Genomic DNA, 21,139 nt, shown 5'->3' on the forward strand with positions numbered 1-21,139 from the left:
CCCTCCCCCGATCCCGATCGATCGTCTAGAAATCCGGCATGACCTTCGACCGCCGCTCGCTCCTCGCCCTTCCCCTCGCTGCGGGCCTTGCGCCTGCCGTATTCGCGCGGGGTGGCGCGCAACTGACAGCCGGCCAGCCTCGTGCATCGGAGCTGCCGGTCTGGCCGCCGGCCGAGCGGTTCGCGCTCTGGCCCGGCATCCCGCAAGGCGCGCCGAACCCTTTGCCGGTCCCGCAGCCGCGCATGCCGCGGTACCCCGACGGCTATCGCGATTTCCAGATGCGCGGCGTGGTGCGTCCCGAGGTCGGCGTGTTCCGGCCTGCTCGGCCCGATGGTCGCGCGGTGCTGATCGTGCCCGGTGGCGGCTATTCGATCACGTCGCTGCGTAACGAGGGCATCGACGTCGCGCGCGTGCTGAACGGTTTCGGGGTCACCGCCTTCGTTTTGAGCTACCGCCTGCCGGGCGAAGGCTGGGCCGACCGGGCCGACGTGCCGCTCGCCGACGCGCAGCGTGCGATGCGGCTGATCCGCGCCAATGCCCGCAGCTATGGAATCCGGGCGGAGAAGCTCGGCGTGCTGGGCTTTTCCGCCGGTGGGCACCTTGCCGGATCGCTGACAATATTGCCCGACTTCAAGGCGTACCGGACCGTCGATGCGGCCGATCGGCATTCGGCGCGCCCTGCCTGGGCCGGGCTCATGTATGCGGTATCGAACATGGATCCGGGCCGCAGCCATGGCGGATCGCGCGCGAACCTGCTGGGCCCCGATCCACTGCCGGCCGTGCAGGCTCGCTTTGCGATCGACCGGCAGTTGAAGGCTGGCGACCCGCCGCTGTTCCTGGTCCATGCCGAGGACGACACCACGGTCCCGGTCGCGAACAGCGTCGACACGCTGGCCGCCGCGCGCCGCGCCGGCATCCCGGCTGAGGCGCATTTTCTCCAGCATGGCGGGCACGGCTTCGGCACGCGCCTGTCGCCGCGGTCGCCGGGATCCTTGTGGCCGCAATTGTTCGATCGCTGGATGGGCGAACTGGTCTCGGGGTGACGATGTAGGCCAGCATCGCGGACCTATATGTGCCGGCTGACGTTGATCCTGAAAAATCAGGAGAGCGCGATGACCCGTCCGCATGCCCAACCCCGCGACGTCTTCCATGAAAATGGCGAGGTGATCATCGACGGGCCGGACGGGGAGATCATCGCGATGACGCCCGAAGCGGCGCTGCGGACCGCTGGGCGGCTGGATGAAGCGGCGCTCGATGAGTTGATCGCGCGGGCGCAGCGGTCGGCCGCTTCGAACTAGGCCCGCTCAGCGGGGCGCGAGGACCAATTCGCCGTTGGGCTGCGTCACGACGGATACGTCCCGATAGTCGACGATCCGTACATGCCGCGCGGCGAGATCATGGGCTGCGCCGTGGGTGGCGGTAATCACCAGCACGTCGGCTCCTGCCGCTTCTCCCGCGGTGATCCCGGCGGCGGCATCTTCGAACACAAGGCAGTCACCGGCCGCGACGCCGAGCCGTTCGGCCGCGACGAGGAAGCAATCCGGTGCGGGTTTGCCGTTGGGAATGTCGTCCGCGGCGATCATCGTGGCGGGGATCGGCAGGCCGGCCGCCTTGAGGCGGACCTCGGCCAGCGCGCGGGGGGCCGAGGTGACGATCGTCCAGCGTTCGGGCGGTAGGCTCGCGAGGAAAGCGGCGGCGCCGGCGATCGGTTCGATGTCGTCGACGTCCTCCATCTCGGCAGCGGTGATCGCGGCGGCTTCGGCGACCGGGTCGACGCCGGGCAGGTTCAGGCGTCGGACGGTCTCGACCGATTGCACGCCGTGGATCGTCGGCACGAACGTCGCGGCATCGAGGCCATGCGCGATCGCCCATTTGGTCCAGGTGCGCTCGGCGGAGGCGATCGAGGTGAGGATCGTGCCGTCCATGTCGAACAGGAACGCGGCGTAGCGGCGGGTGGGAAGAGTCATGCGGAGGCTCGTGGGGGAGGTTTGGATATTGGGCAAGGCGGTTTGGTTCAGTGCTCCGCACCACTCCGGCAACCTACCACCCCGGCAATCTTCCACCCCGGCGAAGGCCGGGGCCCAATTGGCATGTCAGAGGTAACAACGCGCTGCCCTTAATCAGAGTCGTCCCCCAATTGGGCCCCGGCCTTCGCCGGGGTGGTGGTGGTGGTGGTGGTGGGCAACGTCGCACAAAGAAAAGGCCGCTCCGGTTTCCCGAAGCGGCCAATATTCCTACATCAAGCTAAAGCTTAGATGTCGTCGCCGAGTGCGCCCTTGACGCTGCCCTTGACATTCTGCGCAGTGCCCTTGGCCTGCTGCGCCTCGCCTTCGGCTACCAGCTTCTCGTTGTCGGTCGCCTTGCCGACGGCTTCCTTGACGTTACCTGCAACCTTGTTGCCTGCTGCTGCGACCTTGTCGGTGAACTCGCCCATCAGAGCCTCCACTTGCTTTTGCGGGCCCGCCAACCGGGCCGCTTGAACTTGCTAAGGTATAACGGCCGTCTTTACCGTGGGTTCCGTGACGTTTGCGTCATGACGCGGTTTGAAACCGGGCGAATCAGATCAGCCCCGCCAGCGGGCTCGACGGATCGGCATAGCGGCGCTGGCCCATCCGCCCGGCGCGGTAGGCGAGCCGGCCCGATTCGACCGCGGCCTTCATCGCCGCCGCCATCATCAGCGGGTCCTTCGCCTCGGCGATCGCGGTGTTCATCAGCACGCCGTCGCACCCGAGCTCCATCGCCACAGCCGCGTCCGACGCGGTGCCGACGCCGGCATCGACCAGCACGGGCACCCCTGCCCCCTCGACGATCAGCCGGATCGTCACGCGGTTCTGGATACCGAGTCCCGAGCCGATCGGCGCGCCCAGCGGCATGATCGCGACCGCGCCGGCGTTCTCCAGGCGCTTGGTGGCGATCGGATCGTCGACGCAATAGACCATCGGCTTGAAGCCTTCGTTGGCGAGGATCTCGGTCGCGCGCAGCGTCTCGACCATGTCCGGATAGAGCGTCTTCGCCTCGCCGAGCACCTCGAGCTTCACCAGCTCCCAGCCGCCCGCCTCGCGCGCCAGCCGCAGCGTGCGAATCGCCGATTCGGCATCGAAGCAGCCGGCGGTGTTGGGCAGGTAGGTGATCTTCTTCGGGTCGATGAAGTCGGTCAGCATCGGCGCGTTGCGATCCGATACGTTGACGCGGCGGACGGCGACCGTGACGATCTCGGCGCCCGACGCCTCGACCGCAGCGGCGTTCTGCGCGAAATCCTTGTATTTGCCGGTGCCGACGATCAGTCGCGACTTGAAGGTCTTGCCGGCGACCGTCCAGCTGTCCTCGTGCCCGCTATCCCCATGGTCGCCGCCGCCGACGAAGTGCACGATCTCGAGGTCGTCGCCGTCCTCGACCATCACGTTAGCCAGCGTCGAGCGCGGCACGACCTCCATGTTCCGCTCGACCGCGATCTTCTCAGGCACGAGGCCGAGTTCGGTCGCGAGCTCGGCGAGGCTCAGCCCCGCGGTGACGCGCTTGTGCTCGCCGTTGACGGTGATCGAGACGGTGCCGTCGGAATGGGGCATGGGTGCGTGGTCCACTATAGCGACGGCACGGCTCGACTTGTCGCGAGCCGTGCCTGTAAGGAATGCCGTGACGCGCATATAGGGATCGCTTCGCCGGCCCCGCAACCGACCTGCAACCGAAAGGCTATCGCTCTTGCCAGATACCGTTTTCGTCCTGAACGGCCCCAACCTCAACCTGCTGGGGACGCGCGAGCCGGAGATCTATGGCGACGAGACGCTCGACGATATCGCCGGGATGCTGGAGGATCGTGCGCGCGAACTCGACCTGACGATCGACATGCGCCAGTCGAATCACGAGGGGCACCTCGTCGACTGGCTGCACGAGGCGCAGGCGCGCGGTGCGAAGGCCGTGATCCTCAACGCGGGTGCGTTCACGCATACCTCGGTCGCGGTCCACGACGCGATCAAGGGCGTGAAGACGCCGGTGATCGAAGTGCATCTTTCCAATCCCCACACGCGCGAATCGTTCAGGCACGTAAGCCTGGTCGGCCAGGCGGCGAAGGGAACGATCGCGGGTTTTGGCGCGCTTTCGTATCTGCTCGCGCTTGAAGCCGTCGCACGGTTCTGACAGGAGGCCCCGCCATGACCGACAATACAGAAAACCCCGGTGCAATGCAGGTCGACGTGACCCTGGTGCGCCAGCTCGCCGAACTGCTCGACACCACGCAGCTGACCGAAATCGAGGTCGAGGACGGCTCGCGCCGGATTCGCGTCGCGCGGAAGGCCGCTCAGGCTGCGCCCGTCGCGCATTACGCGCCGGCGCCCGCCCCGGCCCCCGTCTCCGCACCGCTGTCGATCCCGCAGGCCGAGGTCGGCGCGTCCGCTCCAGCGACCAGCGCGAGCGCGGTCAAGTCGCCGATGGTCGGCACCGTCTATCTCGCCGCCAACCCCGAGGCGAAGCCGTTCTCGACGGTCGGCCAGAAGGTCGCGGCGGGCGACACGCTGCTGATCATCGAGGCGATGAAGGTGATGAACACGATCGTCGCGCCCTCGGCCGGCACCGTGACCGCGATCCTGGTCGAGAACGGCCAGCCGGTCGAGTTCGACCAGCCCCTCGTCGTGGTCGAATAATGCCGCAAATCAAGAAGCTGCTCATTGCGAATCGCGGCGAGATCGCGCTGCGGATCCACCGTGCCTGCCATGAGATGGGCATCAAGACGGTGGCCGTGCACTCGACCGCCGACGCCGACGCGATGCACGTCCGGCTCGCGGACGAGGCGATCTGCATCGGACCGCCGTCGGCGACCGACAGCTATCTGAACATCCCGAACATCATCTCGGCTGCCGAAATCTCGGGCGCGGACGCGATCCATCCGGGCTACGGCTTCCTCAGCGAGAACGCGCAGTTCGCGGAGATCGTCGAGCTGCACAACATCCTGTTCGTGGGCCCGAAGCCCGAGCACATCCGCACGATGGGCGACAAGGTCCAGGCCAAGCGCACCGCGGGCGCGCTCGGGCTGCCGCTCGTCCCCGGCTCGGACGGCGCGATCAGCGACATCGCCGAGGCTAAGGCGATCGCCGAATCGATCGGCTATCCGGTGATCATCAAGGCGGCGTCGGGCGGCGGCGGTCGCGGAATGAAGGTCGTCAACGACGCCGAAGACCTCGAAACGCAGATGCAGCAGGCCGGCAGCGAGGCGAAGGCCGCGTTCGGCGACGCCACCGTCTACATGGAAAAATACCTCGGCAATCCGCGGCATATCGAATTCCAGATCTTCGGCGACGGCAACGGCAATGCGATCCACCTGGGCGAGCGCGACTGCTCGTTGCAGCGCCGCCACCAGAAGGTGCTCGAGGAAGCGCCCTCGCCGATCATCACCGCCGAAGAGCGCGAGCGGATGGGCGGGATCGTCGCCAAGGCGATGGCCGACATGGGCTATCGCGGTGCGGGGACGATCGAGTTCCTGTGGGAAGCGGGCGAATTCTACTTCATCGAGATGAACACCCGGCTTCAGGTCGAGCATCCGGTGACCGAGATGATCACCGGGCTGGATCTGGTGCGCGAGCAGATCCGCGTCGCCGAGGGTCATCCGCTGACGCTCCGCCAGGAAGACGTCCAGTTCCGCGGCCATGCGATCGAATGCCGGATCAACGCCGAGGACCCGCGCACGTTCGCGCCGTCGCCGGGGCTGGTGAAGGTGTATCATGCGCCGGGCGGGATGCATGTGCGCGTCGATAGCGGGCTGTATGCGGGCTATCGCGTGCCGCCTTACTACGACTCGATGATCGCCAAGCTGATCGTCTACGGGACGACTCGGCAGGGTGCGCTGCGCCGGTTGCGGCGGGCGCTCGAGGAGATGGTGATCGAGGGGGTCACGACGACGATTCCCCTGCACCGCGCGTTGCTCGACGATCCCGAGTTCCAAGAAGGCGCGTACACGATCAAGTGGCTGGAAGAGTGGTTGGCCAAGCAGGGGGCGTGAACGCCTGACTTCACCCCTCCCTGGAAGGGAGGGGCCGGGGGTGGGTCGGCTCGGGGCAGGCCGGACGTTCCCTCGAAACCGACCCACCCCCTACCCCTCCCTTCCAGGGAGGGGAGTTTTGACGGAGCATTCGTGAAGGCGACGATCTACCACAATCCGCGTTGCTCCAAGTCCTGCGAGGCGCTCGCCCTGCTGCAGGAGGCCGGGGCGGACGTCGCGATCGTCGAATATCTGAAGACCCCACCCTCCCGCGCCGAGCTCGTCCGCCTCTACGACCGCGCCGGCATGACGCCGCGGCAAGGCCTGCGCATGGCCGAGGACGGCGCCAAGGCGGTCAAGCACGGCGACGCCGAGGCGATTCTCGACGCGATGATGATCGACCCGCTGCTGATCGAACGCCCGCTGGTCGAGACCGACAAGGGCGTCCGGCTCGGTCGTCCGATCGCGCGGCTGCACGAAATCCTGTGATCGCCACCCCTGCCCTCGCATTACGCATGCACCTCCACGGTGCCGCAATTTCGGGCAGTGAAATCGACGATATTCCGCGGTTGCCCGAGGGCGCTGCGGCTGGCACGCTTGGTGCAAGGCGCCCTTCAGGGCGGACGGCTCGCTCGCGAGGGCGAGGGTTTCAACGACAATCGGGGGCGTACCTGTGAAAAAGATCGAAGCCATCATCAAGCCGTTCAAGCTGGATGAGGTGAAGGAAGCGCTGCACGAGATCGGCGTGAGCGGCATCACCGTGACCGAGGCAAAGGGTTTCGGCCGGCAGAAAGGCCATACCGAGCTGTACCGGGGCGCGGAATATGTCGTCGACTTCCTGCCGAAGGTGAAGCTCGAGGTGGTCGTCGAGGACGGGCTGGCGCAGCGCGTCGTCGAGGCGATCGCCGCGGCCGCCCAGACCGGCCGGATCGGCGACGGGAAAATCTTCGTCATTCCGGTTGAGAGTGCATTGCGCATCCGCACCGGCGAGCGCGACGACGACGCAATCTAGTTCAAACCCACGCATGGGGCGTTGACGGCAGGTAACGACATCGTCATTTGACGCAGCGCAACATTGTGTGGAAATCCTAATCCATACCGCAATTAGATTCCCCGCATGACGCGGGCGAAGTCTCAAAAACGAAGGGCAAGCATCATGGCGAATTCGGCCTCCGACGTTCTCAAGATGATCAAGGACCAGGAGATCGAGTGGGTCGATCTGCGGTTCACCGATCCCAAGGGCAAGTGGCAGCATCTGACGATGGTCGCCAGCCTGATCGGTGAGGACGAACTGACCGACGGCCTGATGTTCGACGGCTCGTCGATCGAGGGCTGGAAGGCGATCAACGAGAGCGACATGACGCTCAAGCCCGATCTCGACGCGGTCTATGTCGATCCGTTCTCGGCGACGCCGATGATGATCCTGATCTGCGACATCAGCGATCCGTCGACCGGCGAGCTGTACGCGCGCGATCCGCGCTCGACCGCCAAGCGCGCCGAGGCGTATCTGCTGACCACCGGCGTCGGCGACACCGTCTATGTCGGCCCCGAAGCCGAATTCTTCATGTTCGACGACGTTCGCTTCGAGAACAGCTATTCGACGAGCTACTACAAGATCGACGACATCGAGCTGCCGGGCAATTCGGGTCGCGAATATGAGGGCGGCAACCTCGGCCACCGTCCGCGCGCCAAGGGCGGCTATTTCCCGGTCGCGCCGGTCGACTCGGCCGTCGACATCCGCGGCGAGATGGTCTCGACGATGATCGAGATGGGCCTGCCGTGCGACAAGCATCACCACGAAGTCGCGGCCGCACAGCATGAGCTGGGCCTGACCTTCGGCACGCTGACGCAGACCGCGGATCGCATGCAGATCTACAAGTATGTCGTCCACCAGGTCGCGCACGCTTACGGCAAGACGGCGACGTTCATGCCGAAGCCGATCAAGGAGGATAACGGTTCGGGGATGCACACGCATTTCTCGATCTGGGACGGCAAGACCCCGCTGTTCGCCGGCAACGGCTATGCGGGTCTCTCCGACATGTGCCTGTATTTCATCGGCGGCATCATCAAGCACGCCAAGGCGGTCAACGCGTTCACCAACCCGTCGACCAACAGCTACAAGCGCCTCGTCCCCGGTTACGAAGCGCCGGTGCTGCTCGCATACTCCGCGCGCAACCGCTCGGCATCGTGCCGTATTCCGTACGGCACCGGCCCCAAGGCGAAGCGCGTCGAAGTCCGCTTCCCGGATGCGCTCGCCAACCCGTATCTCGCTTATGCGGCACTGATGATGGCCGGCATGGACGGCATCCTCAACAAGATCCATCCGGGCGAAGCGATGGACAAGAACCTGTACGACCTGCCGCCGGCAGAGCTCGCCCAGGTTCCGACCGTCGCGGGTTCGCTCCGCGAGGCACTCGACTGCCTGCTCGCGGATCACGACTTCCTGCTGAAGGGCGACGTGTTCTCGAAGGACCAGATCGAGAGCTATGTCGAGATCAAGCGCGCCGAGGTCGCGCGCTGGGAGATGACGCCGAGCCCGGTTGAATATGACATGTATTACAGCGGCTGAGCTGCCGGGCCGGCAGCGGTGCGCGAGAGCGCACAGCCGCTGTCGGCCGGCGTCGCGTGTAGCGACGACCGACGGCGTGGCTTCGCCACGTCGCTGATTGAGAAGAGGGCGCCCGGAGCAATCCGGGTGCCCTTTTTTTCTGGTGTTACGCCAAGATTCTTGAGCCATGTGACAGCTGGATCACGATCCCGTGACCCCAGCTATCCCGTGACCCAGCGAAAGCGGGGGTCTCCCTCATGGCATGCGACGTCTGCCCCATTGGGAGATCCCAGCTTTCGCTGGGATGACGTGGGGTGGAGACTATTGCGGGCAAGTTCGACCGCGATCGTCACCCCAGCGGAAGCTGGGGTCTCCCTCGTGGCACGCGACGACTGCCTCACCGGGAGATCCCGGCGCTCGCTGAGATGACGGCGGGAGGAGACTGTGGCGAGCACGTTCAGCCGCAATCGTTACCCCAGCAAAAGCTGGGGTCTCCCTCGTGGTGCGCGACGCCCGCCTCACCGGGAGATCCCGGCGCTCGCTGAGATGACGGCGGGAGAAGACTGTGGCGAGCAAGTTCAGCCGCAATCGTCACCCCAGCAAAAGCTGGGGTCTCCCTCGTGGCGCGGGACGCCTGCCTCACGGTGAGATCCCAGCTTTCGCTGGGATGACGTGGGGTGCGGCGGCGGCGGGCGAGATGGTGCAACACGATAAGGCGCTAGGGTTCGGTAAGTTCTCCGGTTCTCCGGTTCTCCGGTTCTCCGGCGAACGCGGGAGTCCGGGAGTCTTAGACGATAGCGCTCGCAACCCTGGGCTCCCGCCTTCGCGGGAGAACAAGCTTTGCGAGAGAACAAGGGTAGCCTCGGTTAACTTCGCGGGTGGGCTCGGATTGATCGACTGCTCCCGCCACCCACATCCCTCCAGAGAGACTTCCCCCCGAAAAACCCAAGGAACACCCGTGACCGAAGACAGCGGCAACAGCGCCGGACGCGCGATCCCGAGCGGCCGTCTCGCCCGCCTCGGCGTCTTCGGGAAACTCGCAGGCGGGGTCGCCGGCGGAGTCGTCGCCGAGGGCGCGCGTCGGCTCGCCAGCGGCGAACGCCCCAAAATCGGTGACCTCCTACTCACTCCCGCCAACGCCACGCGAGTCGCCGACCAGCTCTCCCACCTCCGCGGCGCGGCGATGAAGCTGGGACAGATGATCTCGATGGACGCGGGCGACATGCTCCCGCCCGAACTCGCGACGATCCTCGCGCGGCTGCGCAATAACGCGCACCACATGCCGCCGCAGCAACTCGACCGCGTGCTGGCCGCCGAATGGGGCAAGGACTGGCGCCGCCGCTTCGCACATTTCCAGGCGCACCCGGTTGCCGCCGCCTCGATCGGCCAGGTTCACCGTGCTCGATTGCCGGACGGGACAGAGCTGGCGATCAAGGTCCAGTACCCCGGCGTGAAGGAGAGCATCGACGCGGATGTCGACAACGTCGCGACGCTGCTCCGCGTGTCCGGCATGCTGCCCAAATCGCTGGATATCGCGCCATTGCTGGACGAGGCGAAGAAGCAGCTTCACGAGGAAGCCGATTACCTCCGCGAGGCGCAGATGCTCGCGCGCTACGGCGACCTGCTCGCCGACCAGCCGCAGTTCGTCGTCCCCAAGCTTCATTCCGATCTCACCACGCCGCGCGTCCTCGCGATGAGCTTCGTCACCGGCGTTCCGGTCGAGACATTGGAAACCGCGCCGCAGGTAGTGCGTGACCGCGTGATGCGCGATCTGATTTCGCTCGTGCTGCGCGAACTGTTTGACTGGCGGCTGATGCAGACCGATCCAAACTTCGCCAATTATCGCTGGCAGCCCGAGACCGAGAAGCTCGTCCTGCTCGATTTCGGCGCCGCCCGCCCCCTCCCCGCCGAAACCGGTGAAGGCTATCGCCGCCTGCTCACCGCAGCGCTGGCAGGCGACCGCGACGCAGTGCGCGAGGCCGCCATCGCCGCCGGGTTCCTCGGCGAAGCGGCGGTGCTGCAACACCGCGCGCTGGTCGACCGGATGATCGACGTCATCCTCGTCGAACTCGCCAAGCCCGGCCCGTTCGACTTCGGCGACCGCGCGTTCGTCGGGATCTTGCGCGAACAGGGCACCGAGATCGCGCGCGACCGCGACACGTGGCACCTGCCGCCGATCGACACGCTGTTCGTCCAGCGCAAGATCAGCGGCACCGCGCTGCTCGCCGCGCGGTTGAAGGCGCAGGTCGATATCCGCACGATGGTTGCCGCCTATTGCGCGGACGATCGACCGTGACGCCTATCGCAACCGGAGCGCCTTTCGGACCGCGTCCCAGCTGACATATTTGAAGTTCTGCGTGGCAGGGGCGTTGTCGCCGTCCTGCGCTACCAACAGGCCGCGTGGATAGGCCGGGCCGAAATCGCCGAGCATCAGGTCGATGCCATCGGTGTCGCTGGTGCCGTCGATCGCACCGCTTCCGATCCGGAAGCGGCCGGCATAGGTGACGCCCGGCAGGCGGTAGAGCGTATAGGCGTTGTCGCCTTGGCTCGACACGACGAGATAGCCGCCGTTCCTGCCCGACGGTGCGAGCGCGAGGCCTTCGGCGTCGGCGACCAGCGTCTTGCCGTCGACCTTGGCGATCGGCGTTGCGGTCACCGGTGCGGATGGGTCGGCATCGAAGCGCCAGAGGCCGACATCCTCTTCCGCGACGTAAAGCTGACCGGTACGATCGTCGACGACGCAGCCTTCGGACTGGGTACCGAGCTTCATAGAACGCACCGTCGTGATCTTTGGCGATGCGCCGGACAGGTCGATCGCGACCTGGTCGATGCGGCCGTCCTTCAGCACGACGAAGCCGAACAGCGCCTTGTCGCTGGCACGGGTCCAGAGGCACATGCCGTACGCCTCGCCCGCGCCGACCGGGAAGCGGCCGAGGGGCACGAGCTTTGCCGCCGCGGTGTCGAGCGTGAACAGCGAGACGTGCGCGGTATCGACGTCGGCACGATCGCTCGCGGCTGCGATCACGCGTCCTCCAGATTTGGTCCCGAGATCGCGCAGGTCGACGTTGTTGAGGCGTGCGGCGGGGGTGAAGCTCAGTCGTTTGCCCGCCAGGCTGTAGACGTGGATGCCTGCCTTCTTGTCGGTGCCGATGACGAGGCTCTTCGCCGGATCGACGGCGTTGCGCCAGATCGCGGGATCGTCTGCGGCATCGGCGGCGGTGTCGACCGGATCGGTTTCCGCGGTCGCAGCGACCATCGGCGCCTCGACCGCCACCGGGGTCGAGGTCGTCGCGCAGCCCGCCAGCAACAGCGCCACAAAGGAAAGCGCCCGCATCAGAACGTCACCCGCACACCGCCGGTGTAGCGCCGCCCGAACGTCTCATGCTCGATCGTGTACGTCGACGTCCCGACATAGCGACGGCCCGGGCCATTCAGCAGGTTGGCGAAATCGGCGTATATCTCGAAATTGCCGTTGATCGCGTAGCGGACCGATGCGTCCAGCTCGTTGTCCTTCGCCCAGTAGAAATCGCCGCCATCGACGCCGCGGACGGTGTCGCCGACCTTCGCGACCGACCCGATCGCGTCGAGCCATGCCGAGCGGTTCTGATACGAGACGCGCGCGGAAAAGCCGTATTTCTCGTAATAGGCGATCAGATTGTAGATCGCGTCCGATGCACCGGGCAGCGGCACCTTTCGCGACGGGATATCACTCGTGCCGGGCGTGTCCGCGCGGCTCTTGTTGATCGTCGCGTTGAGCTGGATACCGAAGCCGCCCATCCAGTCCGGCAGGCCGAGATCGGCGGTGAAGGGATCGAGCTGCTGCTGGATCGCGCCCTCGATGCCCATGATGTAGCCCTTGCCGCCGTTCAGGACGGTCGAGAACTGATATTGCGAGCGATCGCTGCCGCCGCTGTTGAGGATATTGCTGCCGAAGGTCTGCACGGAGTCGAAGAGGACATTGGTGACGTCCTTGTAATAGGCGCCGATCGACAGGAAGCCGCGCGGCATCGTGTAATATTCGACGTAGAGATCGACGCCCTTGGCCTTTTCGGGCTTCGCATCGGGGTTGCCGCCGGACACGGTCAGGTTGGCGTCGTTATAGGTCAGGTTCGGGCGCAGTTGATCGTAATCGGGTCGTGCGGCGCCGGTGTTGAACGACAGGCGCGCCTTCATCCGATCGTTGACGTCCCAGTTGAGGTGGAGGCTCGGATAGACGAGCGTCTGGTTCGACTTCGCCTCGAGTGGGCTAGTCACGGTCTTGGTCACCCCGTCGATAACGACGGTCCCGATCGAGAAAGCGCGCGCGTCGTTGCGGATATGCTCGACGCGGGCGCCGCCGACGATGCTGCCCCAGTTGGTCGTCGTGGTGGCCATCGCATAGGCCGAATAGACCCGCTCGCCGACCTCGTAGAAATTGGCGTCGACCGGCTGGTAGCTGGCGACGCTCTTGGCCTGGTCGACCAGCCCGAGCACCTTGTCGCGGTCGAAATACTGGAAGGTGTAGCCGAGCGGGATCTCGCCCTGGAACCCGCCGGACTGGGCGATCGCGGAATAGTTGGTGGAAATCCCCGCGGCGGCGAACTGCGCCGCGCTGTTGATGTCGAGCAGATTCTCGTTCGCGGTCTTGGTGCGATCGTCGTAGCGGACGCCGGCGGTGAACACCGTCTGCGCGCCGAACAGCGACGCCTCGCGGCTGACGTCGAGCTTGGCGGTGTAGGCCTCGGTCACGTCCTGCGCCTTCAGCGAGCGCAGGCGGGTCAGCGACGTCGGGAAATCCTCGATCGCGGTCACCTGTGCACCGCGCGAGAACGTCCCGTCGGCATTGCGGATCGTGCGAAACAGCTGGACCTTGGCAAGCTGCGGGTCGGTCAGGTCATAGCCGACGGTCAGCCGGTTGGTGGCGTTCGCGAAGCTGGGGCTCTCGTAGTTCAGCTGCGCCGGCTGCGTCCGGTCGTCGATCGAGCGGGTGAAGTTGCCGCGCCATGCGACCTTCCATTCGCCGAGTTCGTGGTCACCGCCGACCGTGTTGGTGAATACCGACTGCTTGTATTTGCGCACCGTGAAGTTCGCGTTGAGATCGACGCCGTAGACGGTGCCGAGCAAGGGCGTGTTGCCGGTGCAGACGTCGGCATAGCCGGTGGTGCCCGACGCGGGGCGTGCGTTGACGGTGCAGCTGGCGCTGCCGGTCGGCGCACGCGACTGCTGATCGTCGAGATCGAAGATGTAGTTGTTGCGCTGCTCGTCATCCGCGAACGCCGAGTAGATCGTTTCCGCGAACAGCTTGTGGCCGGGCGCCGGGCGCCAGTCGAGCCGGGTCGACAGCGAGTAGTTCTTCCGCGTCAGGCGATACAGCTTGTTCTCGGTCTCGCGCGCCCAGTTGCGCGTCTGGTAGCCGGGGCGCTTGTCTTCCTTGACCGCTTCGAAGTCGGTCTCGAAATTGTCGGTGACCATGCCGCGCCGATACAGGCTGGCGGACGAGACGATGCCGAATTCCCCGATGCCGGTGTCGATCCGATCGGAGATGACGAGCGAGCCCTCATATTCCGTCTTCTTGCCGAGTTCGACATGGCCGAGGCCGCCCTTGGCCTGGACCTTCATGCCCGGATAGTCGAACGCCGAGCGGGTGATGATGTCGACATTGCCGGCGATCGTCTCGCCGGTCATGTCGGGGGTGACGGCTTTCCGCACGATGATCTGCGAAGCGATCGCCGATGGGATGGAGTCGAAGCGGGCATCGCGGCCTTCGGGGCTGACGACGTTGATGCCGTCGATCGACAGTGTGGTCCAGTTGATCGGGGCGCCGCGCAGCGTGATGTAGCGCGCCTGGCCCTGGTCGCGCTGGACGCCGACGCCGGGCAAGCGGCTGACCGCCTGTGCGACGTTCTGATCGGGCAGGCGACCGATCGAGTCCGAGGCGATGACCGAGACGAGCGAAGGGCTGGTGCGCTGGATCTGGAGTGCGGCCGCCTCGGATTCCGCGATCGGGCGCGAGCCGGAGACGACGATCTCCGCGCCCTCGCCTGTGCCTGCGCCGACTTCGGTGGTCATCGCGACGTCGAGCGTCACTGGGACGTCGGCGACCGTCACGGTCCGGCGTGCATCGGGAAAGCCGACATAGCGGATCACGAGCTCGTGCGTGCCAGCGGGGACGCCGACCAGCGAGAAGCGACCGGTGCGATCGACGACCGTCGACTGGTCGAGTGCGGGGATCGAGACCGAGGCGCCATCGAGATAGTCGCCGCTGCCGGCCTGCGACACGGTGCCGGTGATCGCGCCGGGCGCGCGGGGTGCACCGGCCGGCGTTGCCGCGTCGGGACGCGCATGGGCGCTCGCAATGGTCAGCGGGCTCAGCGCGCAGCCGGCGAGTAGCGCATGCGCGAGGACGCGACCGCGGACGCGGTTCGACAGGTTCGATTTCATGGTATTCCCCCGGGTGATCCCGGCTTCTTCAGCCGGCTTGGGAGGCGCGGTAGCGGTCGCGCATGGCAGCGCCGTTACGTCAGCGTGACAGCGCGGTGACAGCCGCGTCGGCGGCAATCCAATCATGCGATCGCGCCGAATATCCCACATTAAACCAACGTTAAAAACGCCGGACACGCGATTCTTATATTCGTAACGGACGTGCCACGACCGCCGCTTATCGCGCCCCTCAAGGCAAACACTGCCGAAAAAGGGAACCCCTCGATGTTGAATTCAGCAAGCCTGCGCTTGCGGCTGCTGGCCGGCGCCGCCCTGACGGTCGCGATCGCCTCGCCCGCCTTCGCCGCCGCCGCCACGCCGACGACTGCCACGCCGACCACCACTACGCCGACCGCCGCCAAGGACCCGGCACCGACTGCCGCTGCCGACCCCACGCCGGCTGATCCCGCGCCAACAGATCCCGCGGCTGCCCCCGCCGACCAGACAGGTCTGGGCGAGATCGTCGTGACCGCGACCAAGCGCGAGACCAACCTCCAGAAGACGCCGATCGCGATCAGCGTGCTCAGCAGCCAGGCGCTGACCGATCGCCATGTGCAGAGCCTGTACGATCTCGCCGACGGCGCGGTGCCGTCGTTGCGCGTCGCGACGTTCGAGGCACGCCAGTCCGCGCTGACGATCGGTATCCGCGGCATCGTCCCGCTCGATGCGAACCAGCCCGCGCGTGAGCAGGGCGTCGGCGTCTATATCGACGGCGTGTACCTCGGTCGCCAGCACGGCCTGAACGCCGCGCTGTTCGACGTCGACCGGATCGAAGTCCTCAAGGGCCCGCAGGGCACGCTGTTCGGCCGCAACACCGAGGGCGGCGCGCTGAGCATCGTCACCAAGGGCCCGAGCGGCAAATGGGGCGGGAGCGCGACCGGCGGGATCGCGAACTATGGCAGCTATAACGGCGCGCTGCATCTCGACCTGCCCGAAACCTACGGCGTTTCGCTGAAGCTCGACGGCGTCATCCAGCATCAGGATGCGACCACCAAGAACCCGCTCGAAGGCCAGACGGGCTTCAACTATTATCATCGCCGCGGCTTCAAAGCGACCGCGAGGGTCCACCCGATCTCGGGCATGACCGCCGATTTCAGCTATGACAACGGCTATGACTCGAACAGCCCGTTCTACAGCCAGCTGCTGAACGTGAACCCCAATGGCTGCAAGGCGGGTGCGCAGTCCGCATCGTCCGCCTGCACCCTGCCCGGCACCAACTACACGACGCTCACCGGCAGCGTGAAGCCGCTGCCGAGCCAGGTCGTCGTCAACGGCACCAGCCGCGCGAAGGTCGCCGACATCGGCGTGCCGCAGCAGCCGAGCGTCGACAAGACGCACGGCTTCACCTCGAACATCCGCTGGGACGTATCGCCCGAGATCGAACTCCGCTCGATCACCGCATGGCGCGGCGTGAATGCGACCCAGTACGACAATAGCGGCGGCTATCACCGCGTGCCCGTCGTCGCGGCCGGCTGCACCGGCACCGCCTGCAACTTCAGCCGCTACAGCCTAGCCAACCTGCACCAGAACCAGTTCAGCCAGGAATTCCAGGCGGTCGGCACGGTCGGCCAGTTCGACTACGTCGCCGGCCTGTATTACTTCAACGAGCACGTCAGCGACGACGCCGCGACACCGAACTCGCTGGCGTTCGATTCCACGCTGTCGACGATCACCGTGCTCGATCCCTGCACCGGCTCGGGCGGATACGGCTCGCAGGAGGGTTGCCGCTCGATCGATCGGGCGTCCGAAGTCTGGTCGAAGAGCTATGCCGGCTATGGCCAGGTCACCTGGAACGCGACCGATCGGATCCACTTGACCGCAGGTGGCCGCTACACGCACGACGACAAGAAGGGCGTGCTGCATTATTCGCGCAACCTGAACTACGACACGGCAACCGCCGCGCAGCTGACGGCGGCGGGCTACAAGCCGCTCGACGCGAGCTGGAACCGGTTCAACCCGATGGCGACGCTGGCCTATGACGCCAGCGATTCGCTCCACCTGTACGCCAAATACGCGACCGGCTACCGCGCCGGCGGTGCCAGCTCGCGGACGTCGAACTACCAGACGTTCAACCCCGAGGACGTGAAGTCGTACGAGATCGGCGCGAAGACCGATTTCTGGGATCACCGCGCCCGCCTGAACCTGGCTGGCTACATCATGGATCGCAAGAACAGCCAGGTCGATATCAGCTCGATCCAGACGACCTCGACGGGCAGCTTCAACAACCTGGTGACGATCAATGCGCCCGGCATCACCAAGATCCGCGGCATCGAGGCCGACCTGACGGTGCAGCCGGTCACCGGCCTGACGCTGACCGCGGGCTATGCCTACACCTACACCAAGATCCCGCCGGTGCTGATCGAGTCGACCGGCGTGTACCAGAACTTCTACATCGTCTTCACGCCGCGCAATGCCGCCAACGGCGCGATCGACTATACGATGCCGATCGGTGACATGGACCTGAAGTTCCACCTTGACGGCAACTATTCACAGGCCACGCAGACCTTCGATCAATATGCGACCAAGAACGACTCGGCGTTCCTCGCCAATGCGCGCCTTGCACTGGCCAACATCCGGGTGGGCGGCAGCAATGCGGTGACGATCTCCGCCTGGGTCCGTAACCTGTTCGACAAGCAATATGTGTTCCGCCGCGATCCGTCGAACAGCCTGCCGGGCTCGCCGACGACGAGCACCACGTCGGGCAGCATCAGCAACGTGCTGGGCGACTACGGCAATTTCAACGCGCCGCGGACCTACGGCATGGAGGCTTCGGTCAAGTTCTGACCTGAAGATCCTCCCCCGCAAGGGGGAGGTGGCGCCGAAGGCGACGGAGGGGGAGGATACGGAGCAGCAGTTCTCCCTATCCTCCCCCTCCGTCTGGCAAGGGCCAGACACCTCCCCCTGGCGGGGGAGGATTGCTTGTTTGCTCAGTTGCGTGGCAGCGTGATCACGACGCGTAACCCGGGTACTGCGTCCTCGAGCGACAACGTGCCGCGGTGCAGGCGGACGATCGCATCGATCAGCGCGAGGCCCAGGCCGTGCCCGGCGTCGTGACGGCTCGGATCGAGACGTCCGAAACGGCGAAGCGCCAGCTTGCGCCGGTCGGCGGGGATACCGGGGCCGTCGTCGGTAACGGTCAGGATCGTCGCGGCGGCGTTCGCGAGGATTCCGATCTCGATCCGCGTACCAGCTGGCGTATGGCGAATCGCGTTCTCGATCAGGTTGACCATCGCCTGCCCCAGCAACTGCCGGTCGCCGACTATCCTGGTCGGTCCATCGACGGCAATGTCGAGTTGCCGACCGCTATCCGCTGCAACCGGCTGCATCATGTCGCCGACCTCCCGCACCAGATCGGCGAGATCGAACTGCGTGAACGCGGCGCGACGATCGCCACCCTCGACCTCGGCGATCCGCAGCATCGCCGCGAACATCGCGAGCAACTCGTCGCTCATCGCGATCGCGGCCTCGAGATCGTCGCGCTGCGCCTCGGTCTCGGCCCGGCGCAGCGCCAGCGCGAGTTGGCTGCGCAGTCGGGCGAGCGGCGTGCGTAGGTCGTGGGCGATGTCGTTGGAGACGTTGCTGATGCTCGCCATCAGGTCCGAGATGCGATCGAGCATCCGGTTGAACGCCATCGCCTGCTGCGCGAACTCGCCGCCCGACGGGTGGATCGGCACGCGTCGCGTCATGTCGCCGTCGATGATCGCCTCGACCGTGCGCCGGGTCTCGCCGATCCGCCGGCCGATCGTGACGACGAAGAAGACCATGCCGCCGACCACGATCAGGACGATCGAGCCGAACCCGATCAGGTAGATCCGCGTGCGTGCGGCGTTGTAGTCGTCGAACGGCTCGGTCTCGGCGACGGTCGTCAGCGTCATGCCGCAGCCGACGTCGCGGACCAGCGCGCGGCCGGCGGACAGTCCGGCGATCCGATCGTCACGGGCGATCGTCGAGAAGCCGAGCGGCAGGCGCCGCGACAGGGCGATATTGCCGCCGAGCCGATTTCCGTTCGCGTCGACCAGCAGCAGGCCGATATCGCCGGTGTCGCGCTCGCGCATCGCCGCGTCGATGCGGCGGAAGACGTCGGCCGGTCGGCGATCGCCCGGCGCGCCTGCGATGGCGTCGCTGACGACCAGGATGCGGCGGTCGACCAGCCGCTCGATCGTCTGCAGCGTGATGCCGTGGATCGCGAAGCCGGTGCCGATCGTCGCGACGAGAAACGCGAGCAGGAACGCCAGCGTCAGCGCGCGCAGCGACCGGAACCGCATCAGCCGCGCAACATGTAACCGACGCCGCGCATCGTCACGATCGGGTCCTCGCCCCCCGCCGCGGTGAGTTTCACGCGGAGGTGGCGGACATACACGTCGACGATGTTCGTGGTCGGTGCGAAGTCATACCCCCAGACGCGCTCGACCAGCATCGCGCGGGTCAGCACCGCATCGGCATTGGCGACGAACTCGGCGAGCAGCTTGAACTCCAGCTTGCCGAGGTCGAGCGCGATGCCGTCGCGCCACGCGCGGAACTTGGTCGGGCTGACGGTAATGTCGCCCGCGCGGATCGTGTCGGCGCTGCCTCCGGTCCAGCCGCGTCCGCGAACGACGGCGGCAAGGCGCGCGCTGAGTTCGGCGGCGGCGACCGGCTTGACGACGTAATCGTCCGCGCCCGCCTCGAGTCCCTCGACCTTCTCGACCGAGCGGCCGAGGGCGGTGAGCATGATCACTGGTAGGGTCATGTTGCTGCCGCGCAGCCGTTCGAGCACCGTCATGCCGTCGATCCTGGGCAGCATCCGATCGAGCACCACCGCATCGAACGGCGCGCTGTCGACCGCGGCCAGCGCCTCGCGCCCGTCGACCGCGATCGTGACGCAGTGATCGAGCCCGCGCAGCTCCTCCGCCATCGCCTGCGCGAACACCGCATCGTCCTCGACCAGCAACAGGTTCAGGCTCATCGTCGTCTCACTCGGGGAAGCGCTTGCGCCATCTTAACGCGCGGAGGCCGTAGCCTAGCATGGATTCACGCGAAGGCGCGAAGGCGCGAAGAGGATAGAAGAATGGGTTCGCGCGGAGACGCGGAGACGCGGAGGTGTCGACTACGGGACCAACGGTCCCTCTCCATCACAACATCTCCGCGGCTCCGCGCGAACAAACCTTCTTCTTCGCTAACTCAGGGATCACGGCAGCAGCAGCGTGCTGCCAGAAGTCTCGCCGCTTTCGACCGCGCGGTGCGCATCGGCAGCGTCTTCGAGGGCGAAGGTCTGGCCGATCTCGGGGGTGATCGCGCCGCTGTCGAGCATCGCGAAGAGGCGGGCGATGCCGGCCTGCCTTTCCTCGGGCGTGACGTAGTAATCGAACAGCGTCGGGCGCGTCACGAACAGCGACCCCTTGCGCGCGAGGACGCCGAGGTTGACGCCGTCGACCACCCCGCCCGCGTTGCCGTAGCTGACGATCAGGCCACGTCGCGCCGCGCTGTCGAGCGATGCCGCCCACGTCGCGCCGCCGACGCCGTCGAGGATGATGGGGACGCCCTTGCCCTCAGTGATCTCGCGGACCCGGGCCGCGATGTCCTCGGACTTGTGGAGAATGACGTGGTCGGCGCCGGCTTTGCGGGTGCGCGTCGCCTTGTCCTCGCTGCCGACGCTGGCGATGACGGTCGCGCCGACCGCCTTCAGCCAGCCGACGAGGATGTGGCCGACTCCCCCCGCCGCCGCGTGGACGAGGACGGTCTGGCCTGGCTGCACCTTGGCGCAGCGTTCGACGAGGAACTCGGCGGTGGTGCCCTTGAGCAGCATTGCCGCCGCGGTGCGGTCGTCGAGCGTGTCGGGGAGTTTGAACAGCTGGCTCGCGGGCACGTTGCGTTCGGTCGCATAGGCGCCGCGCGATGGGCCGAAGGTGCCGACGCGGTCGCCGGGCGCGAAGTCGGTGACGCCCTCGCCGACCGCCATCACGACGCCCGCCGCCTCGCTGCCGAGACCGGAGGGCAGGTCGACCGGGTACACGCCGCTGCGATGATAGGTGTCGATATAGTTCAGCCCGACCGCGGTGTTGCGCATCCAGACCTCGCCCTTGGCCGGCGGCGGCAGCGTCATATCGCGCCACTGGATGACTTCCGGGCCGCCGGTCTGTTCGAAGAATGCCACTCTCGCCATGCCGGCCTCCTGATGAATATCC

18 protein-coding genes are annotated in these 21,139 nt (G+C 66.3%); 10 read left to right on the forward strand and 8 right to left on the reverse strand.

Annotated elements, in window-relative coordinates; genetic code table 11:
* The first annotated feature begins 38 nt into the window (after positions 1–38).
* Complete coding sequence (locus NLI89_RS11630) at positions 39–1,043, forward strand: alpha/beta hydrolase (protein WP_254687223.1); 1,005 nt, start codon at positions 39–41, stop codon at positions 1,041–1,043.
* A 27-nt stretch (positions 1,044–1,070) separates the two neighbouring features.
* Positions 1,071–1,298, forward strand: coding sequence for a hypothetical protein (locus NLI89_RS11635; RefSeq protein WP_254687224.1), 228 nt, complete (start codon positions 1,071–1,073; stop codon positions 1,296–1,298).
* Positions 1,299–1,304: 6 nt separating this feature from the next.
* Here the strand turns inward: NLI89_RS11635 and NLI89_RS11640 are convergent, their stop codons facing one another.
* The 3 genes from NLI89_RS11640 to thiS all read right to left on the reverse strand — a co-directional run bounded on the left by NLI89_RS11640 (position 1,305) and on the right by thiS (position 3,566).
* The gene (locus tag NLI89_RS11640) at positions 1,305–1,967 is read right to left on the reverse strand and encodes an HAD-IA family hydrolase (RefSeq protein ID WP_254687225.1); all 663 of its coding nucleotides are present in this window, start codon (positions 1,965–1,967) and stop codon (positions 1,305–1,307) included.
* Positions 1,968–2,251: 284 nt separating this feature from the next.
* Entirely contained in the window at positions 2,252–2,434 is a 183-nt protein-coding gene (locus NLI89_RS11645) for a CsbD family protein (protein ID WP_056050734.1), read from the reverse strand.
* A 124-nt stretch (positions 2,435–2,558) separates the two neighbouring features.
* Positions 2,559–3,566, reverse strand: a complete 1,008-nt coding sequence (gene thiS / locus NLI89_RS11650; RefSeq protein ID WP_302675737.1) for a sulfur carrier protein ThiS — start codon at positions 3,564–3,566, stop codon at positions 2,559–2,561.
* A gap of 133 nt (positions 3,567–3,699) precedes the next feature.
* On the opposite strand from thiS, the gene aroQ reads away from it, so the two are divergent.
* The 7 genes from aroQ (at position 3,700) to NLI89_RS11690 (ending at position 10,812) form a co-directional block, all read left to right on the forward strand.
* Positions 3,700–4,134, forward strand: coding sequence for a type II 3-dehydroquinate dehydratase (gene aroQ / locus NLI89_RS11660; RefSeq protein WP_254687226.1), 435 nt, complete (start codon positions 3,700–3,702; stop codon positions 4,132–4,134).
* Positions 4,135–4,148: 14 nt separating this feature from the next.
* Positions 4,149–4,637, forward strand: coding sequence for an acetyl-CoA carboxylase biotin carboxyl carrier protein (gene accB, locus NLI89_RS11665; protein WP_254687227.1), 489 nt, complete (start codon positions 4,149–4,151; stop codon positions 4,635–4,637).
* Positions 4,637–5,989 carry an acetyl-CoA carboxylase biotin carboxylase subunit gene (gene accC, locus NLI89_RS11670; RefSeq protein WP_254687228.1) on the forward strand — a complete coding sequence of 451 codons (1,353 nt, stop codon included), beginning with the start codon at positions 4,637–4,639 and terminating at the stop codon, positions 5,987–5,989. The genes accB and accC overlap by 1 nt, the downstream gene beginning before the upstream one ends.
* Positions 5,990–6,121: 132 nt before the next feature.
* A complete protein-coding gene (locus NLI89_RS11675) occupies positions 6,122–6,457 on the forward strand; it encodes an arsenate reductase family protein (RefSeq protein WP_254687229.1) in 336 nt (111 codons plus the stop codon).
* A 184-nt stretch (positions 6,458–6,641) separates the two neighbouring features.
* Positions 6,642–6,980, forward strand: coding sequence for a P-II family nitrogen regulator (locus NLI89_RS11680; protein WP_055875939.1), 339 nt, complete (start codon positions 6,642–6,644; stop codon positions 6,978–6,980).
* Positions 6,981–7,124: 144 nt separating this feature from the next.
* The gene (glnA, locus tag NLI89_RS11685) at positions 7,125–8,537 is read left to right on the forward strand and encodes a type I glutamate--ammonia ligase (protein WP_254687230.1); all 1,413 of its coding nucleotides are present in this window, start codon (positions 7,125–7,127) and stop codon (positions 8,535–8,537) included.
* Between the two features lie 937 nt (positions 8,538–9,474).
* Positions 9,475–10,812 carry an ABC1 kinase family protein gene (locus NLI89_RS11690; RefSeq protein WP_254687231.1) on the forward strand — a complete coding sequence of 446 codons (1,338 nt, stop codon included), beginning with the start codon at positions 9,475–9,477 and terminating at the stop codon, positions 10,810–10,812.
* A 3-nt stretch (positions 10,813–10,815) separates the two neighbouring features.
* Here the strand turns inward: NLI89_RS11690 and NLI89_RS11695 are convergent, their stop codons facing one another.
* Positions 10,816–11,850: a phytase gene (locus NLI89_RS11695; RefSeq protein WP_254687232.1), complete on the reverse strand. Its 1,035-nt coding sequence runs from the start codon at positions 11,848–11,850 to the stop codon at positions 10,816–10,818.
* Positions 11,850–14,936: a TonB-dependent receptor gene (locus NLI89_RS11700; protein ID WP_254687233.1), complete on the reverse strand. Its 3,087-nt coding sequence runs from the start codon at positions 14,934–14,936 to the stop codon at positions 11,850–11,852. The genes NLI89_RS11695 and NLI89_RS11700 overlap by 1 nt, the downstream gene beginning before the upstream one ends.
* A gap of 264 nt (positions 14,937–15,200) precedes the next feature.
* On the opposite strand from NLI89_RS11700, the gene NLI89_RS11705 reads away from it, so the two are divergent.
* Entirely contained in the window at positions 15,201–17,759 is a 2,559-nt protein-coding gene (locus NLI89_RS11705) for a TonB-dependent receptor (protein WP_254687234.1), read from the forward strand.
* A gap of 143 nt (positions 17,760–17,902) precedes the next feature.
* Here NLI89_RS11705 and NLI89_RS11710 read toward each other — a convergent pair whose 3' ends face one another.
* The 3 genes from NLI89_RS11710 to NLI89_RS11720 form a co-directional block, all read right to left on the reverse strand.
* Entirely contained in the window at positions 17,903–19,240 is a 1,338-nt protein-coding gene (locus tag NLI89_RS11710) for a sensor histidine kinase (RefSeq protein ID WP_254687235.1), read from the reverse strand.
* Positions 19,240–19,920, reverse strand: coding sequence for a response regulator transcription factor (locus tag NLI89_RS11715; RefSeq protein WP_254687236.1), 681 nt, complete (start codon positions 19,918–19,920; stop codon positions 19,240–19,242). The genes NLI89_RS11710 and NLI89_RS11715 overlap by 1 nt, the downstream gene beginning before the upstream one ends.
* A 222-nt stretch (positions 19,921–20,142) precedes the next feature.
* Positions 20,143–21,117, reverse strand: coding sequence for a quinone oxidoreductase family protein (locus NLI89_RS11720; protein WP_254687237.1), 975 nt, complete (start codon positions 21,115–21,117; stop codon positions 20,143–20,145).
* Between the last annotated feature and the right edge of the window lie 22 nt (positions 21,118–21,139).

Origin of the sequence: Sphingomonas faeni, from assembly GCF_024273235.1 — a bacterium.
In the GTDB taxonomy this organism is placed as follows: domain Bacteria; phylum Pseudomonadota; class Alphaproteobacteria; order Sphingomonadales; family Sphingomonadaceae; genus Sphingomonas; species Sphingomonas faeni_A.

What these genes read in the sequence shown, in the direction of transcription:
- NLI89_RS11630 (WP_254687223.1), top strand. Translation starts at nt 39, where the DNA reads ATGACCTTCGACCGCCGCTCGCTCCTCGCCCTTCCCCTCGCTGCGGGC.
- NLI89_RS11635 (WP_254687224.1), top strand. Translation starts at nt 1,071, where the DNA reads ATGTGCCGGCTGACGTTGATCCTGAAAAATCAGGAGAGCGCGATGACC.
- NLI89_RS11640 (WP_254687225.1), bottom strand. Translation starts at nt 1,967, where the DNA reads ATGACTCTTCCCACCCGCCGCTACGCCGCGTTCCTGTTCGACATGGAC.
- NLI89_RS11645 (WP_056050734.1), bottom strand. Translation starts at nt 2,434, where the DNA reads ATGGGCGAGTTCACCGACAAGGTCGCAGCAGCAGGCAACAAGGTTGCA.
- thiS (WP_302675737.1), bottom strand. Translation starts at nt 3,566, where the DNA reads ATGCCCCATTCCGACGGCACCGTCTCGATCACCGTCAACGGCGAGCAC.
- accB (WP_254687227.1), top strand. Translation starts at nt 4,149, where the DNA reads ATGACCGACAATACAGAAAACCCCGGTGCAATGCAGGTCGACGTGACC.
- accC (WP_254687228.1), top strand. Translation starts at nt 4,637, where the DNA reads ATGCCGCAAATCAAGAAGCTGCTCATTGCGAATCGCGGCGAGATCGCG.
- glnA (WP_254687230.1), top strand. Translation starts at nt 7,125, where the DNA reads ATGGCGAATTCGGCCTCCGACGTTCTCAAGATGATCAAGGACCAGGAG.
- NLI89_RS11695 (WP_254687232.1), bottom strand. Translation starts at nt 11,850, where the DNA reads ATGCGGGCGCTTTCCTTTGTGGCGCTGTTGCTGGCGGGCTGCGCGACG.
- NLI89_RS11700 (WP_254687233.1), bottom strand. Translation starts at nt 14,936, where the DNA reads ATGAAATCGAACCTGTCGAACCGCGTCCGCGGTCGCGTCCTCGCGCAT.
- NLI89_RS11705 (WP_254687234.1), top strand. Translation starts at nt 15,201, where the DNA reads ATGTTGAATTCAGCAAGCCTGCGCTTGCGGCTGCTGGCCGGCGCCGCC.
- NLI89_RS11710 (WP_254687235.1), bottom strand. Translation starts at nt 19,240, where the DNA reads ATGCGGTTCCGGTCGCTGCGCGCGCTGACGCTGGCGTTCCTGCTCGCG.
- NLI89_RS11715 (WP_254687236.1), bottom strand. Translation starts at nt 19,920, where the DNA reads ATGAGCCTGAACCTGTTGCTGGTCGAGGACGATGCGGTGTTCGCGCAG.
- NLI89_RS11720 (WP_254687237.1), bottom strand. Translation starts at nt 21,117, where the DNA reads ATGGCGAGAGTGGCATTCTTCGAACAGACCGGCGGCCCGGAAGTCATC.